17 protein-coding genes are annotated in these 14,980 nt (G+C 72.0%); 11 read left to right on the top strand and 6 right to left on the bottom strand.

Features of this window, described 5'->3' with window-relative positions; all coding sequences use genetic code 11:
* Nucleotides 1-6: 6 nt before the first annotated feature.
* Entirely contained in the window at nt 7-1,044 is a 1,038-nt protein-coding gene (locus ICC28_RS36430; protein ID WP_188293124.1) for a PHP domain-containing protein, read from the bottom strand.
* Nucleotides 1,045-1,168: 124 nt separating this feature from the next.
* Between ICC28_RS36430 and ICC28_RS36425 the strand changes: the two genes are divergently transcribed.
* The 5 genes from ICC28_RS36425 (at nt 1,169) to ICC28_RS36405 (ending at nt 4,661) form a co-directional block, all read left to right on the top strand.
* Nucleotides 1,169-1,978: an SDR family oxidoreductase gene (locus tag ICC28_RS36425; protein WP_188293123.1), complete on the top strand. Its 810-nt coding sequence runs from the start codon at nt 1,169-1,171 to the stop codon at nt 1,976-1,978.
* Nucleotides 1,975-2,991 carry a DNA topoisomerase IB gene (locus tag ICC28_RS36420; protein ID WP_188293122.1) on the top strand — a complete coding sequence of 339 codons (1,017 nt, stop codon included), beginning with the start codon at nt 1,975-1,977 and terminating at the stop codon, nt 2,989-2,991. Before ICC28_RS36425 ends, ICC28_RS36420 begins: the two co-directional genes overlap by 4 nt.
* Before the next feature lie 44 nt (nt 2,992-3,035).
* Nucleotides 3,036-3,272, top strand: coding sequence for a hypothetical protein (locus ICC28_RS36415; protein ID WP_188293121.1), 237 nt, complete (start codon nt 3,036-3,038; stop codon nt 3,270-3,272).
* A gap of 244 nt (nt 3,273-3,516) precedes the next feature.
* Nucleotides 3,517-3,708 carry a putative ATP-grasp-modified RiPP gene (tgmA, locus tag ICC28_RS36410; RefSeq protein ID WP_282700662.1) on the top strand — a complete coding sequence of 64 codons (192 nt, stop codon included), beginning with the start codon at nt 3,517-3,519 and terminating at the stop codon, nt 3,706-3,708.
* 14 nt (nt 3,709-3,722) lie between these two features.
* Nucleotides 3,723-4,661 (top strand): MvdC/MvdD family ATP grasp protein, encoded by a 939-nt coding sequence (locus ICC28_RS36405; RefSeq protein WP_188293119.1) that lies wholly within the window; start codon nt 3,723-3,725, stop codon nt 4,659-4,661.
* On the opposite strand, the gene ICC28_RS36400 is transcribed toward ICC28_RS36405, so the two are convergent.
* Complete coding sequence (locus ICC28_RS36400) at nt 4,658-5,143, bottom strand: VanZ family protein (RefSeq protein ID WP_188293118.1); 486 nt, start codon at nt 5,141-5,143, stop codon at nt 4,658-4,660. The genes ICC28_RS36405 and ICC28_RS36400 overlap by 4 nt on opposite strands.
* Nucleotides 5,144-5,204: 61 nt before the next feature.
* On the bottom strand, nt 5,205-5,870 hold the full coding sequence (locus ICC28_RS36395) for a DUF4230 domain-containing protein (protein ID WP_188293117.1): 666 nt from the start codon (nt 5,868-5,870) through the stop codon (nt 5,205-5,207).
* A 235-nt stretch (nt 5,871-6,105) separates the two neighbouring features.
* Here ICC28_RS36395 and ICC28_RS36390 point away from each other — a divergent pair, with 235 nt between their 5' ends.
* Both ICC28_RS36390 and tuf read left to right on the top strand, forming a co-directional pair.
* Nucleotides 6,106-7,059: a ribose-phosphate diphosphokinase gene (locus ICC28_RS36390; RefSeq protein WP_188293116.1), complete on the top strand. Its 954-nt coding sequence runs from the start codon at nt 6,106-6,108 to the stop codon at nt 7,057-7,059.
* A gap of 53 nt (nt 7,060-7,112) precedes the next feature.
* Nucleotides 7,113-8,306: an elongation factor Tu gene (gene tuf / locus ICC28_RS36385; protein ID WP_188293115.1), complete on the top strand. Its 1,194-nt coding sequence runs from the start codon at nt 7,113-7,115 to the stop codon at nt 8,304-8,306.
* 25 nt (nt 8,307-8,331) lie between these two features.
* Here the strand turns inward: tuf and ICC28_RS36380 are convergent, their stop codons facing one another.
* The gene (locus tag ICC28_RS36380; RefSeq protein ID WP_188293114.1) at nt 8,332-8,718 is read right to left on the bottom strand and encodes an anti-sigma factor antagonist; all 387 of its coding nucleotides are present in this window, start codon (nt 8,716-8,718) and stop codon (nt 8,332-8,334) included.
* A 249-nt stretch (nt 8,719-8,967) separates the two neighbouring features.
* Nucleotides 8,968-9,405 carry a MarR family winged helix-turn-helix transcriptional regulator gene (locus tag ICC28_RS36375; RefSeq protein WP_188293113.1) on the bottom strand — a complete coding sequence of 146 codons (438 nt, stop codon included), beginning with the start codon at nt 9,403-9,405 and terminating at the stop codon, nt 8,968-8,970.
* 103 nt (nt 9,406-9,508) lie between these two features.
* Between ICC28_RS36375 and ICC28_RS36370 the strand changes: the two genes are divergently transcribed.
* Together ICC28_RS36370 and ICC28_RS36365 are read left to right on the top strand one after the other, a co-directional pair.
* Nucleotides 9,509-10,963 carry an aldehyde dehydrogenase family protein gene (locus ICC28_RS36370; RefSeq protein ID WP_188293112.1) on the top strand — a complete coding sequence of 485 codons (1,455 nt, stop codon included), beginning with the start codon at nt 9,509-9,511 and terminating at the stop codon, nt 10,961-10,963.
* A gap of 25 nt (nt 10,964-10,988) precedes the next feature.
* Nucleotides 10,989-12,068 carry an NAD(P)-dependent alcohol dehydrogenase gene (locus tag ICC28_RS36365; protein ID WP_188293111.1) on the top strand — a complete coding sequence of 360 codons (1,080 nt, stop codon included), beginning with the start codon at nt 10,989-10,991 and terminating at the stop codon, nt 12,066-12,068.
* Between the two features lie 6 nt (nt 12,069-12,074).
* Here the strand turns inward: ICC28_RS36365 and ICC28_RS36360 are convergent, their stop codons facing one another.
* Nucleotides 12,075-13,025, bottom strand: a complete 951-nt coding sequence (locus ICC28_RS36360; protein WP_188293110.1) for an NADP-dependent oxidoreductase — start codon at nt 13,023-13,025, stop codon at nt 12,075-12,077.
* 71 nt (nt 13,026-13,096) lie between these two features.
* On the opposite strand from ICC28_RS36360, the gene ICC28_RS36355 reads away from it, so the two are divergent.
* Both ICC28_RS36355 and ICC28_RS36350 read left to right on the top strand, forming a co-directional pair.
* Nucleotides 13,097-14,047, top strand: coding sequence for a GlxA family transcriptional regulator (locus ICC28_RS36355; RefSeq protein WP_188293109.1), 951 nt, complete (start codon nt 13,097-13,099; stop codon nt 14,045-14,047).
* Nucleotides 14,048-14,122: 75 nt separating this feature from the next.
* Complete coding sequence (locus ICC28_RS36350) at nt 14,123-14,980, top strand: hypothetical protein (protein WP_188293108.1); 858 nt, start codon at nt 14,123-14,125, stop codon at nt 14,978-14,980.

Below are 14,980 nucleotides of genomic sequence, written 5' to 3'. Positions count from 1 at the left end.
ACCACGTCACGTCCCCGCCACGCGCGCGGGCGTCCGGCGCTCCCGGGTCCAGGCCAGCAGCTCCTCCAACGACCAGGTCGTGACGACGCGCTCGGCCGGCACCCCGCACTCCTCCGCCCGGGCGCAGCCGAGGACCTGCCAGTCCAGCTGGCCCGGAGCGTGCGCGTCGGTGTCGATCGAGAACAGCGCGCCCGCCGCGACCGCCCGGCGCAGCAGCCGGCGCGGCGGGTCCAGCCGCTCGGGCCGACTGTTGATCTCCACGGCGGTACCGGTCTCGGCGCACGCGGCGAACACCTCCTCCGCGTCGAACGCGGACTCGGGCCGACCCCGCCCGGTGACCAGCCGCCCGGTGCAGTGCCCGAGCACGTCGGAGTGCGGATCGCGGACGGCGGCCACCATGCGGCGGGTCATCGACCGGGCGTCCATGCGCAGCTTGGAGTGGACCGAGACCACCACGAGGTCCAGCCGGTCCAGCAGCTCGGGCTCCTGGTCCAGCGAGCCGTCGTCGAGGATGTCGCACTCGATCCCGGTCAGCAGCCGGAACGGCGCCCAGGTCTCGTTCAGCGCCGCCACCACCTCCAGCTGCTCGCGCAGCCGCTCGGGCGACAGGCCGCGGGCCACCGTGAGCCGGGGGGAGTGGTCGGTGAGCACCGCCCACTCGTGACCGAGCGCGGCGGCCGTCCGGCCCATCTCCTCGATCGGGCTGCCGCCGTCCGACCAGTCGGAGTGCAGATGGCAGTCCCCGCGCAGCAGCGCCCGCAGCCCGGCACCGGCCCCGTCGTACGGCCGCCCGGCCTCGCCCTCCAGCTTCCGCAGATAGCCCGGCACCTCACCGTCCAGCGCCTCGCGCACCACCTGCGCCGTCTTCGGACCGACCCCGCGCAGCGCCTCCAGCGTCCCGGCCGCCGCCCGCTCCCGCAGCTCCGCCGCCGGCAGCTCCGCCAGCACCCGGGACGCGGTGCGGAAGGCCCGTACCCGATAGGACGGCGCCAGGGACCGCTCCAGCAGGAAGGCGATCCGGTCCAGTGCCTCGACGGGATCCATCGCCACCTCCACCTCCAGGGTTCCCCAGGGCCGCGCGCGCCGCACGACGGGCGGACCGTTTGTCCGCGACGCGCCCGGGTACTGCGATGCGCGTCCCGCCGTTGCCCCGAGGAGGAGGCCCGCCATGTCCGACCCCACCGCTCCCCGCACCAAGGTGGCCGTGATCACCGGCGCCGACTCCGGCATCGGACGGGCGACGGCGGTCCGCCTGGCCCGGGCGGGGATGGACGTCGGGATCACCTGGCACAGCGACCTCGAGGGTGCCGAGGAGACCGCCGAGGAGGTCCGCGCCCACGGGCAGCGGGCCGCCGTGGCCCGGATGGACCTCACCCGGCTGCCCGTCGCCGCCGACACGGTCGACGAGCTGTGCGACCGGCTCGGCCGCGTGGACGTCCTGGTCAACAACGCCGGTACGGGCACCAGGACGCCCTTCCTCGACCTGGAACCGGACGTGGTGCGCGAAGTCGTCGAAGTCGACCTGATCGGCCCGTTCCTGTGCGGTCAGCGGGCCGCCCGGCACATGATCCGGCAGGGCGACGGGGGCCGGATCGTCAACGTCACCTCCGTCCACGAGCACCAGCCGCGGGTGGGCGCCGCACCCTACTGCGCGGCCAAGGGCGGACTCGGCCTGCTCACCCAGGTGATGGCCCTGGAACTCGCCGAGCACGGCATCACCGTCAACGCCGTCGCCCCCGGCGAGATCGCCACGCCGATGACCGGCCAGGAGGACGTCGACGTGCACGCCCAGGAACGCCCCGGCGTGCCGCTCGGCCGTCCCGGCGACGCACGGGAGGTCGCCGCCGTGATCGCCTTCCTGGCCGGCCCCGACGCCTCGTACGTCACCGGTGCCTCCTGGGCCGTGGACGGCGGCATGCTGCGGATGGGACCGCAGGCCGGCTCCCACCTGGGCAGCAACGACTGGCGGCGCCCGTGAGACTGCGCACCAGCTCGTGGGAGAGCCCCGGCTTCAGCCGCGTGCGCTGCGGACGGGGCTTCCGCTACCGCGACGTGGACGGCAAGCCGCTCACCGACGCCGAGCAGCTCGCCCGGATCCGGGCGCTGGCCATCCCGCCCGCCTGGGCCGACGTGTGGATCTGCCGCTGGCCCAACGGACACCTCCAGGCCGTCGGCACCGACGACGCCGGGCGCCGCCAGTACCTCTACCACGAGCACTTCCGCGCCGAGCAGGAGCGGGCCAAGCACGCACACGTGCGCGAGGTGGCCCGTTCGCTGCCCGAACTGCGGGCCCGGGTCGCCGAGGACCTCGCGGGCCGCGGGCTGAGCCGGTCCCGGGTCACCGCCTGCGCGGTGCGCCTGCTCGACCTCGGCTTCTTCCGCGTCGGCAGCGATCGGCACACCCGGGCGAGCGAAACGTACGGCCTGACGACGATGCTGCGCGAGCACGTCACCCTCGGCCGGGACGAGATCACGTTCGGCTATCCGGCCAAGGGCGGCACCGAAACGGTGCGGGCGCTCGTGGACGAGCAGGCGCACGCCGCCGTAGGAGCGCTTCTGCGTCGGCCGCGGGGCGGGCAGCGACTGCTGGCCTTCTGGGAGGGGCGCGCCTGGCACGACCTGCGCGGCGAGGACGTGAACGAGGCCCTGCGCAGGCTGTCCGGGACGGAGATCACCGCCAAGGACTTCCGCACCTGGCACGCCACGGTGCTGGCCGCCGTCGCGCTCGCCGTCACCGCCGGGGACGCCCGCGACACACCGGCCGCCCGGCGCCGCCAGGCGAGCCGCGCCGTCCGCGAGGTCAGCCACTACCTGGGCAACACCCCCGCCGTCTGCCGGGCCTCCTACATCGACCCCGAGGTCTTCGAGCTCTTCGAGCGGGGCAGGACCGTCGCCCCCGCCCTCACCCGGCTGGGCGAGCACGGGGTCTTCGGCCGTCCGGCCACGCAGGGAGCGGTCGAGGCGGCCGTCCTGGACCTGCTGGCCGGATGAGCCGTCCGGTTGGCAATCGCCGGATGCGTTCTACGCTCTATTGCATGACCGAAATCGCGAGCCCCTACATCTCCCACCCCCGGATCATGGTGCTCGGGGTGCAGCCGGGCACGCCTCCGTTCCGCATCGTGGAGATCGACGGAATGGTGGTCGGCGAGGCGAAAGCCGTCGTCGACGTACTGGAAGCCGCCGCGGCATACGGCATCACCGTCCACGATCTGGACGACCCGGACGTGGTCAGGTGGGTCGGCGGGGACAAGTTCACCTGGACCCGACACTAGGACCGCTCAGCCCACGGTCCGCCACTGACCGGCGCCGGCGCGGGTCCGGCGCTGCACCCGGGCGCCTTCGCCGTGCCCGCGCCCCACCGAAGCGTCCCCCTGGCGTGTCTGGTGCTTCTGGTGCAGATGATGCAGGTGATGTGACGACCTTCACCCCCCATGTAGCCGAAAGTGATGAATTCCTTACGCAACAGGCGCGTAAGGGACTGTACGCAGATCACGCGCGACCATGGAGGTTCTCCGAGTGCGACCGTTCACCCTCAACTACGTCTGTTCCGGCGGGCTTACGACCACGGTGACGCCGTACCACTACGACGCCGCGCGGCAGCTCAACGTGCTGGCCGACGGCCGCCCGGCCGTCATGGACCGGGAACTGCTCCTCGCGGCCGGCACGACGGCGTCCACCGCGGGTTCCCAGACGCACTTCGACGACTGAGGAACCGCCACCGTATGACCGTACTGATCCTCACGTCCGAGGAGGACGTGACCGCCGACATGGTGGTGGCCAGGCTCCACGGGACGGGGACCCCCGTGATGCGCCTCGACCCCGCCGACCTGCCCGGCAAGGCCGTGCTGTCCGCCGACTACGCGCACGGCGACTTCGTCGGCCATCTGTCGGTCAACGGGCACGTGCTCAGCATGGGCGGCCTGCGTTCCGTGTGGATGCGCAGGCCCGGCGAACCGGCGGCGCACGCGGCCCAGCCCTCGCCGTGGCTGACCGCCGAGACCCGGCAGGCGCTCTTCGGCATGCTCTTCTCCGCCTCCGCGCGGTGGATGAACCACCCGCGCGACGCGGAACGCGCCCGCCTGAAGCCCTGGCAGCTGAGGGTCGCCCACCTCAGCGGCTTCGCCGTGCCGCCGACCGTGTTCACGACCTCGCCGCGGCTGGCGCGGGAGTTCGCCGAGGAGCACCGGAACGTGGTGGTGAAGTCCGCCTCGGGGCCGCCGCCCGACGCACCGGGCACGGCCCTGCCGACGACGCTGATCGGCCCCGACACGGACTTCTCCGCCGTAGCGGCCGGTCCGGCCCTGCTCCAGCGCTATGTGCCCAAGCGGGCCGACATCCGGCTGACCTGCGTCGGCGTACAGCAGTTCGCGGCGCGCAAGACGGCAGCACCGGACCAGGTCGACGGGCGCTACGGCGACACCGGGCACGGCTGGGAACCGGTCGCCGTACCCGGACGCATCGCGGGCGCCGTGCGCGACTACATGCGCCTGGCCTCGCTGGCGTTCGCCGCCTTCGACTTCGCCGAGGACGAGGACGGCGTCTGGTGGTTCCTGGAATGCAACCAGGGCGGCCAGTTCGGCTTCGTGGAACTGGAGACCGAGCAGCCGATCTCCGCCGCCCTCGCCCTCTGGCTGGCCCGCCCGAAGGACGGAGCCGCCTAAACGCTCCCTTCCCGCGCGTGCACCGCCCGCCCGATGCGCCGGCCCAGCAGCAGGTAGCCGAGCAGCGCCCCCGTGGTGTTGAGGATGACGTCGTCGACGTCGAAGGCGCGCCCGGTGACCAGGGCGCCCTGGGCGAACTCGACCAACAGCATCACGGTCGCCGTCAGCAGCAGCACCCGCAGCGCACCCCGGGCCTTCGGCGCGAGGACCGGGGCGAGCACGCCGAACGGCACACCGAGCAGCACGTTCCCGCCGATCTGCTTGACGGCGTCGCGCAGGGCGGGCTGGTCGAGGTAGGCGCGCAGGGACCGGCCGGGCCGCATGTTGGTGTGGGTCAGCGACTCCGAGGCGGGGGAGGGCTGGAGCGTGAGCCGGGCCAGGACGACGGCGAACGCGACCATGAGGGCGAACGCGGCGAGTACGGCCGTCAGGCGGGCCAGGAACCGAAGGGGGTTGCGCACGCGTGGGACGGCACGGGCCATGGGGGTCCTCCAGTCTTCAACTTCCCTTCGTGGTAAGGCGGTTACCCCCACGGCCCCCTGATCACGCTGTTCCGTAGCGGACCTCCACCTCCTTGAAGCCGAGTGAGCGCAGCAGCCCCTTGAGCATGTCCGTGGTGTTGCTCTCGGCCCGCTTGGTCAGCTCGCTCTCCTTCGCGGCCTCGCCGATGTGCCGGGCGGCGAGCTTCTGTACGGCCTGCTCGCTGTTGGGGTTGTCCGAGAAGAGGTCGCCGAGCCGGTCGAGCAGCCCGCGCTGCTTGGAGACGGCGTAGGAGCGGTCCGGGTCGAGCGCGGGCTCGCCGAGTGCCGCGTGCGGCAGTTCGATCGTGGCGGACGTACGGTCCTCGTCGACCTGCACGTCGTCCTTGCCGACCTTGCCGAGGTCGACGTAGGCGTCCACGGTGCCCGCGCCGACGTACAGCGTGCGGGAGCCGCGGATCGCGTCGGGCAGGTACTTGGCGTCCTTCTCCAGATCCACGACCACCTGGAAGTTGCCGGAGGCGGCGTCGTAACGGCTGATGTCCTGGATGGACTCCAGCAGGGCGGGGCCGGAGCGGTCGTGGGTCTCCGTGCCGAACAGGTCCTTCAGACCCGTGATCGCACTCAGCGCGAGCCCGGCGAACAGCAGCGCGAGCACCAGCGCGACGGCGCTCACCGCCTTCGCCCAGCCGGGGAGGCTTCTGGACATGCGTCTGATGGGAGTCGTCATGGCGACGGCCCTCCTTCCTACTGTTCGAATGCCCCCCAAGAGCCGCGTGAGACCGCCCGGTTGGCCGATTGGCGCCCCTGGCGGAAGCACACGGGGGCGCAACCGCGTGGCAGGGACCTCCCGGTACGGCAGCGCGAGCCGCACCGCCGCGGCCACCGCGGTGCGTTCGCCGCCGGTTTTCGGGCGGTCAGTAGCATGTGGCCGACAGCCGGAATGATCATGCGAGGAGCGGATCGTGCGAGACATCGCCGTCTTCAGTGGTAGTGCCCACCCCGAACTGGCGGCCGAGGTCTGCGCGCATCTCGACGTGCCCCTCAGCCCCACCCGGATCAGCCGGTTCGCCAACGACTGCCTGGAGGTGCAGCTTCAGGCCAACTGCCGGGAGCGGGACGTCTTCCTGATCCAGCCGCTGGTCGCCCCCGTCCAGGAGAACCTGGTCGAGCTGCTGCTGATGTGCGACGCGGCCCGCGGGGCGTCCGCCGGCCGGATCACCGTCGTCATGCCGCACTATTCCTACGCCCGCTCCGACAAGAAGGACGCGCCCCGGATCTCCCTGGGCGGGCGCCTGGTGGCCGATCTGATGGTCGCGGCCGGGGCGAGCCGGGTCCTCGCCATGACGCTGCACTCGCCGCAGGTGCACGGCTTCTTCTCGGTACCGGTGGACCATCTGCACGCGCTGCGCGAACTGGCCACGCACTTCCGGCAGTACGACCTGTCCCGGGCCACCGTCGTCTCGCCCGACCTGGGCAACGCCAAGGAGGCCGCCGCCTTCGCCCGGATGCTCGGCGCCCAGGTGGCCGCCGGCGCCAAGCAGCGGTTCGCGGACGACCGGGTGAGCATCAACTCCGTCATCGGCGAGGTCGCCGGACGCGATGTCATCGTGCTGGACGACGAGATCGCCAAGGGCAGCACCGTCCTCGAACTCCTCGACCGTCTACGGGAGTTGGGCCCGCGCTCGATCCGGGTCGCCTGTACGCACGGTCTGTTCACCTCCGGTGCGCTCAAGCGGATCGGCGAGCAGCCGGACGTACTGGAGATCGTGTGCACCAACACGGTCCCGGTGCCGGAGGAGGAGCGCACCGAGAAGCTGCGGGTCCTCACCGTCGCCCCCCAGCTCGCCGAGGCCGTGCGCCGCATTCACAACGGTGAGTCGGTCAGCGCCCTGTTCGACGCGCCGCGGAGCGAATAGACAGGAAACATCCGGGCAAGGCCCGGCCTCACTCACGTGACCTGGAGGGCCCAGTGGCGAAGGCGAAGTTCGAACGCACCAAGCCGCACGTGAACATCGGCACCATCGGTCACATCGACCACGGCAAGACCACGCTCACCGCGGCCATCACCAAGGTGCTGCACGACCGGTACCCCGACCTGAACCCGTACACGCCGTTCGACCAGATCGACAAGGCGCCCGAGGAGCGGCAGCGCGGCATCACCATCTCCATCGCCCACGTGGAGTACCAGACGGAACGCCGGCACTACGCCCACGTCGACTGCCCGGGGCACGCCGACTACATCAAGAACATGATCACCGGTGCGGCCCAGATGGACGGCGCGATCCTCGTCGTCGCCGCGACCGACGGGCCGATGCCGCAGACCAAGGAACACGTGCTGCTGGCCCGGCAGGTGGGCGTGCCGTACATCGTCGTCGCGCTCAACAAGACGGACATGGTGGACGACGAGGAGATCCTGGAGCTGGTCGAGCTGGAGGTGCGCGAGCTGCTCACCGAGTACGAGTTCCCGGGCGACGACGTGCCGGTGGTCAAGGTCTCGGCCCTCAAGGCGCTGGAGGGGGACGAGCAGTGGACCCGGTCGGTGCTCGACCTCCTCGACGCGGTCGACACGGCGGTGCCGGAACCGCAGCGTGACGTGGACAAGCCGTTCCTGATGCCGATCGAGGACGTGTTCACCATCACCGGCCGCGGCACCGTGGTCACCGGCCGGATCGAGCGCGGCACGCTGCACGTCAACAGTGAGGTCGAGATCATCGGCATCCACGAGCAGAGGACGAAGACGACCGTCACCGGCATCGAGATGTTCCGCAAGCTCCTGGACGAGGGCCGGGCCGGGGAGAACGTCGGACTGCTGCTGCGCGGGGTCAAGCGCGAGGACGTCGAGCGCGGGCAGGTCGTCATCAAGCCCGGATCGGTCACCCCGCACACGGAGTTCGAGGCGCGCGCGTACATCCTGTCCAAGGACGAGGGCGGCCGGCACACCCCGTTCTTCGACAACTACCGTCCCCAGTTCTACTTCCGCACGACCGACGTCACGGGCGTGGTGACCCTGCCCAAGGGCACCGAGATGGTGATGCCGGGCGACAACACCACCATGTTCGTGCAGTTGATCCAGCCGATCGCGATGGAGGAGGGGCTGAAGTTCGCGATCCGTGAGGGCGGCCGGACCGTCGGGGCCGGTCAGGTCACCAGGATCGTGAAGTAGCGCGGTCCGGCGCACACGGCACGGGTCACAGCGAGCCGGACGTGGCCTCGGGGCGGCTCTGCCCGAGCGCCGCGTCCAGCGTCGGATGCGGAGGCAGCAGCCGGGCCAGACCGGTGATCCGCAGCATGCGCAGGGTGAGCGGGTGCGTGCAGACCAGGTGGAGCTCTCCGCCGTGGTCGAGGACCCGGATCCGCGCCCGGTACAGCAGGCGCAGGCCGGAGCAGTCGAAGAACTCCACCGGCCGGAGGTCGATCACGATCCGCGGCTCGGCACGCGCCGTCACCCGGTCCAGGTGGGCGACGATCTCGACCGCCGCGGCGATGTCGATCTCGCCGCGGAACTCCAGCACCGTGTGCCCCCGGTCCTGGCGGACGCACAGGTGACGGCTGAGCGGCGCGGGTTCCTGCTGCACGTCGATGTCGCCTCCAGCCGGCTGATACGGCGGTGGGTTGCAGGTCACCGGGGGCCGGGGTGACATCGTGCAGCGAGCCTACGAGTGCGGGGATGTCACCGGACACCGAGTGAGTGCAAAACCGTTCCTCGTCCAGCAAGTTACCCCCGATGGGATGAACTTGAGCATGTTCGATTGACATATGTCTTCGAATTCGGCCGGAGTCTTCCGGAGGTGACCGGGGTGAGGCTACGACAGCCTGTGCCGGGTCTACGACAGGGCGTGCCAGGCCTTCGACAGGGCCTGGCGGAACTGCTCGGACTGGTGTGCCGTGAGATCGCGGACCATCCGCTCCTCCAGCTCCCGCACCGGCCCTTCGTGCCGGGCGAGCACCTCGCGCCCCGCGTCGGTGAGCAGGATGAGCAGCTCCCGGCGGTTGCGCGGATTGCGCTCCCGGCGGACCAGGCCCCGCCCCTCCAGTGACCGGACGAGATCGGCGATGGACTGCGCCGTCACGAACGAGTCCCGGGCCAGCTGGGCGGCCGACAGCCCGTCGTGCCGCTCCAGCACGGTCAGCGCGGTGTACTGCAGCGCGGTGATCCCCGAGGGCCTGACCAGCTCGTCCAGATGGGAGCGGACCACGAGCTCCACCTGCTTCACCATGTAGAGGAGCGACGGAGGAGCCTTGGTTCCCTGCGTGCCGACCATGGACGCAGCCTAGAGCATTGACAGGATTCCTGTCTGTAACGAGACTGCCAACCAACAGGAATCCTGTTTGTTGAACTCTTGGCAACGAGGCTGAGGAGTGGCGATGACCGCGTACGAGACCGAACCCGGCCGACTGTTCATCGGAGGCCGCTGGCGCGAGGCCGCCGACGGAGCGCGCGCCGACGTGGTCGACCCGTCCCGCGGCGCGGTCGTCACCACCGTCGCCGAGGCGGGCCCCGCCGACGTCGACGCCGCCGTCCGCGCCGCGCGCCAGGCCTACGACGACGGCGCCTGGTCCGGGCTCAGCGGCCGCGAACGCGGCCGGATCCTGCACCGGGTCGCCGAACTGATCCGGGCCAACGCCGACGAACTCGCCGCCCTGGAGAGCCTCGACGTCGGCAAGCCGATCACCCTGTGCCGCGCGGTCGACGTCACCAACGCGGCCAACGACTACGAGCACTGCGCCGCCCTGGCCCACTCCCTGCACGGCGCCCAGCGCGACACCCCCCTGAACGCCCTCGCCTACACCCGGCGCGAGCCGCTCGGCGTGGTTGCGGCCATCACGCCCTTCAACTTCCCGCTGATCCTGGCCGGTTCGAAGATCGGCCCCGCACTCGCGGCCGGTAACACCGTGGTCCACAAACCGGCCGACGAGACCCCGCTCAGCGCCCTGTACATGGCCCGCCTGCTCACCGAGGCGGGCGTCCCCGACGGCGTCGTCAACGTCGTCACCGGCACCGGCCCGGTGGCGGGCGAGGCCCTGCTGCGCCACCCCGGCGTCGACAAGATCGCCTTCACCGGGTCGACCGCGGTCGGCCGGCACGCCGCGAGCGTCGCGGGCGAGGCACTCAAGCCCGTCACCATGGAACTCGGCGGCAACGCCGCCCACCTCGTCTTCGCCGATGCCGACCTGGAGAAGACGGTCGGCGCGGTCATCAAGGCCTTCGTCTTCAACACCGGCCAGTTCTGCATGGGCGGCCCGCGCCTGCTGGTGGCCCGCCCGGTCCACGACACCCTGCTCTCCATCCTCGCCGACGCGGTCCCCGGCGTACCGGTCGGCGACCCCCGGCGGCCCGAGACCGTCGTCGGCCCGATGGCGGGGGAGAAGCACCTGAAGAAGGTCGAGGAGTACGTCGAGCTGGCCCGCAAGGAGGGCGGCCGCATCGTCTGCGGCGGCGAGCGCCTCGACCTGGACGGCGGCTACTACTACCGGCCCACCGTGATCGCCGGCCTGCCGAACGACTCCCGGGTGGTCCAGGAGGAGATCTTCGGCCCGGTCCTCACCGTGCAGCCCTTCGACTCCGAGGACGAGGCCGTCGCCCTGGCCAACTCCACCCCCTACGGCCTCGCCTCGGGCATCCAGACCCGTGACCTCGCCCGCGCCCACCGGGTCGCCGGCCGACTCAAGGCGGGCATCGTGTGGATCAACGACTGGGCGATGCTCGACCCCGCCGTCCCCTTCGGCGGGGTGAAGGACTCCGGGTTCGGCCGCGAGTACGGCCCCGAGGCGCTCGCCGCCTACACCCAGGTCAAGTCCGTCGTCGTCTCGCTCGACTGAGCGCGCCCCCCAGGGAGTTCCTACGATGCCCATCACCACCCGAGCCGCCGTGGTCGAGTCCGGCGGCGCACCCTTCACCCTCTCCGAGGTCACCCTCGACGACCCGGGCCCCCACGAGGTGCTCGTCCGCCTCGCCGCAACCGGCCTGTGCCACACCGACCTCGGCGTCGCGAGCGGCGGACTGCCCTTCCCGCTGCCGGGAGTTCTGGGCCACGAGGGCGCCGGAGTCGTCGAGACCGTCGGCACGGCCGTCACCGGCGTCGCCCCCGGCGACCACGTGGTGCTGTCCTTCACCTCCTGCGGCGACTGCCGCAACTGCCGTGCCGGTCACCCCGCGTACTGCGCGACCTGGCTGCCGTTGAACCTGATCGGCGGAACTCGCGCCGACGGCACCGGCACCATCAGCCGCAACGGCACCCGGCTCGGCGGCCACTTCTTCGGCCAGTCCTCCTTCGCCGAGCGTGCGCTGGTCGACGAACGCAGCCTGGTCAAGGTCGACCCCGAGGTGCCGCCGGAGTCGATCGCTCCGCTCGGCTGCGGAGTGCTGACCGGCGTCGGCGCGGTGTGGAACGTCCTGAAGCCCGAGACCGGCAGCACCGTCGTCGTCCTCGGCGCCGGGGCCGTGGGCCTGTCGGCGGTGATGGCGGCCTCGCTCACCCCGGCCACCACCGTCGTCGCCGTCGACCGGGTGCCCGAACGCCTCAAGCTCGCAAGGGAGTTGGGCGCCACACACACCCTGGACAGCACCGCGGGCCTCGCCGACTTCGCCGCCGACGGCATCGTGGAGACCACGGGCAACACCGCCGTCCTGCGCCAGGGCGTCGACGCGCTCGCCGCCCGCGGCACCCTGGTCGTCGTAGGAGCCCCGGCGTTCGGCACCGAAGTCGCCCTGGACGTCAACGGGTTGCTCGGCGGCAAGCGGATCGTCGGCCTCACCCTCGGCGACGCCGAGACGCGGACCTTCGTCCCGGCCCTGGTGCGGCTGGTGAAGGAGGGGCGTCTCCCGCTGCACCGCCTGATCAGCACCTATCCGTTCGCGGACATCGACCGGGCGGCGCGGGACATGCGGGAGGGCAAGGCCGTCAAACCGGTGCTCGTGTTCTGACCCGGGTCAGTCCACCAGCAGCACCAGCTTGCCCGCGGTCCGGCCGGTGTCGCCCAGCTCGTGCGCCTTGGCGGCATCGGCCAGCGGGAAGGTCCCGGCGATCGTGGGACGCAGCTCGCCCTTCTCGACGAGGTCGGCGATCGCCCGCATCCCGCTGTGCGAGGCGTCCACGAGCATCCGCACCGCCCGGACGCCGAGCCGCTCCGCCTCCGCGTACAGCTCGTCCGAGCCGACCGGCAGGATCGACACCAGCAGCCCGCCCGGGCGCAGCACGCGCAGCGAACGGAGGCTGTAGTCGCCGCCGATCGTGTCCAGCACGACGTCCGCGTCCCGCACGGCCTCGGCGAAGTCGACCGACCGGTAGTCGACCGGCTCGTCCACGCCCAGCTCCCGCAGGAAGCCGTGCTTGCCCGCGCTCGCCGTGCCGATGACGTAGGCGCCGCGCGCCTTGGCGATCTGCACGGCGACGTGTCCGACGCCGCCGGCCGCCGCGTGGATCAGCACCCGCTGCCCGGGGCGGACGTCGGCCGTCTCCACCAGCGCCTGCCACGCGGTGAGGGAGACCAGGGGCAGCGCGCCCGCCTCGGCGTGGTCGATCACGGACGGCTTGGGCGCGAAGGCGCGGGCGGGGCCGGCGACGTACTCGGCGTGCGAGCCGTGGCCGTAGGGGTAGGGCAGCATGCCGAAGACCTCGTCGCCGGGCCGGAACCGGGCGACACCGATCCCGACCGCCTCGACGACGCCGGAGACGTCCCAGCCGAGGACGAAGGGCGGCGCGCCCAGGAAGCCGCCGGTGGCCCGGTGCTTCCAGTCGGTCGGGTTGACCCCGGCCGCACGCACCCGGACCAGCACCTCGTTGGGGCGCGGGGCGGGGCGCTCCCGTCGTACTTCCTTGAGGACCTCGGGGCCGCCGAGGACGTCCTGACCGATGGCTCGCATGGTGTTCTCAGTGCTCATGGTCATCCAGCCTGCCCGGGGCGGCCCGCCCGGGAAATGGCATGATTGCCAAGCTTCGATAGGATCGTGCCATGCAGCCCACGCAGCGCGTCGTCGTCCTGGCGCTCGACGGGGTCTACCCCTTCGAACTCGGCATCCCCGCCCGTATCTTCGGCGCTGCGGACGGCCGCTACGAGGTGGTGACCTGCACGGTCGACGGCCGCCCGGTGCGCAGCAACGCCGACTTCACCATTGGCGTGGAACACGGACCGCAGGCCCTGGCCACCGCCGACACCGTGGTGATCGCGCCGATCTCACCGGAGGAGATCACCAGGACCCTTCCGGAGGCGGTCGCCGCCGTCGAGCTGATTCCCCCGGCCACCCGCATCGTCTCCATCTGCACCGGCGCCTTCGTCCTCGCCGCGGCCGGCCTCCTCGACGGGCGCCGGGCCACCACCCACTGGCAACTGGCCGACGTGTTCCGGAAGATGTACCCGCACGTCACCCTCGACCCGGACGTCCTCTTCGTCGACGAGGGCCGCATCCTCACCTCGGCCGGCGCCGCCTCCGGCGTCGACGTCTGCCTGCACCTGGTGCGCAAGGACCACGGCAGCGACCTGGCCAACGCCGTCGCCCGGCGCTGCGTGGTCCCGCCGTTCCGCGACGGAGGGCAGGCGCAGTACATCGAACAGCCGGTCCCCGACCAGGGCGCCGCGAGCACGGCCGCCACCCGCGCCTGGGCCCTGGAACACCTCGGCGAACCCCTGACCCTCGCCGACCTCGCCGCGCACGCCCGGATGAGCCTGCGCACCTTCGCCCGCCGCTTCAACGACGAGGTCGGCCTCAGCCCCGGCCGCTGGATCGTCCAGCAGCGCGTCGCCCGCGCCCGCCATCTGCTGGAGGCCAGCGACCTGTCCGTGGACCACATCGCCGGCGAGGTCGGGTTCGCCACGGGTGCCTCCCTCCGCCAGCACCTGCACGCCGCGATCGGCGTCTCCCCCCAGGCGTACCGGCGTACGTTCCAGGCGTCCCGACGGGGTTGAACGTTCGGCGTCCCGGCCGCGTCGGAGGAGGGACAGCGGGACGGCGGGACGCGGGAACGGGAGCAGGAGCGCGCGATGCGCAGAGGACTGACGGCGATGGTGACGGTCATGGCCGTGGCGGCGGTGGGCTGCGGTGACGAGGTCGGCGGGGCGGCGGTCGTCACGGGCTCGGCGCCGCCCGACCCGTACAGCGGCCCGCTGTACGTGCCTGCGAAGAACCTCGACGAGGACAGCCCGAGGGCGACCCGGATCGAGTCCGGTGCCGCCGGCCGCGCCCTGGAGTGCGACGGCGAGATCTACTCGGGCGGCGGGGGCGGCGCCTGGAGCGAGGGCGACGGGGGCGGCACGCCGGAGGAGGGGCTGGCGGCCTACTTCGACATCGAGCAGCCGGACGTGCCGCGCACCGGCTACCGGGTGGAGCGCGAGGAGGACGGGCGCGTCCTGTTCTCCCTCGACGTGGACGGCCGCACGAAGGTCGCGGTCGTGGTGGCCGAGGACCGGCCGAACCGGCCGGGTTGGGGTCCGGAGACCACCGCCTCCTGCGACCCGGCCGAACTTCCCGAGAGCTTCACCGACTCCCAGGGGTACGAGATCTGGACCGACCGGGACGGGCGCCGGGTGCCGATCACCACGGTGCACAGCAACGAGGGGCCCGAGCACTGCGACTGGCAGACGGCCCACTTCCTGTCGACGGGCGACGGCAAGGACGCCCGGCTCCACGCCCGCGACCCCGAAGGGGTGCTGCCGCCGGAGATGCTCACGGCCCCCTACGACGGCGAGGTGCGCATGCCGGACGCCGCCCGCGACACCGGATACCGGTACGCCGACCGGCAGTTGTGGCTGACGGAGGACGACCGGTCGCCGGCGTACGTCCGCACCCCGGACGGGGTGGAGGCCTGGCCCCTGGTGAACGACGGCTTCGGCTGCGACTAG

The sequence above is a fragment of the Streptomyces sp. TRM68416 genome, assembly GCF_014596915.1.
Classification (GTDB): Bacteria; Actinomycetota; Actinomycetes; order Streptomycetales; family Streptomycetaceae; genus Streptomyces.
Note: the sequence above shows the minus strand (reverse complement) of the source record. Positions and strands in the feature narration are given on the sequence as shown.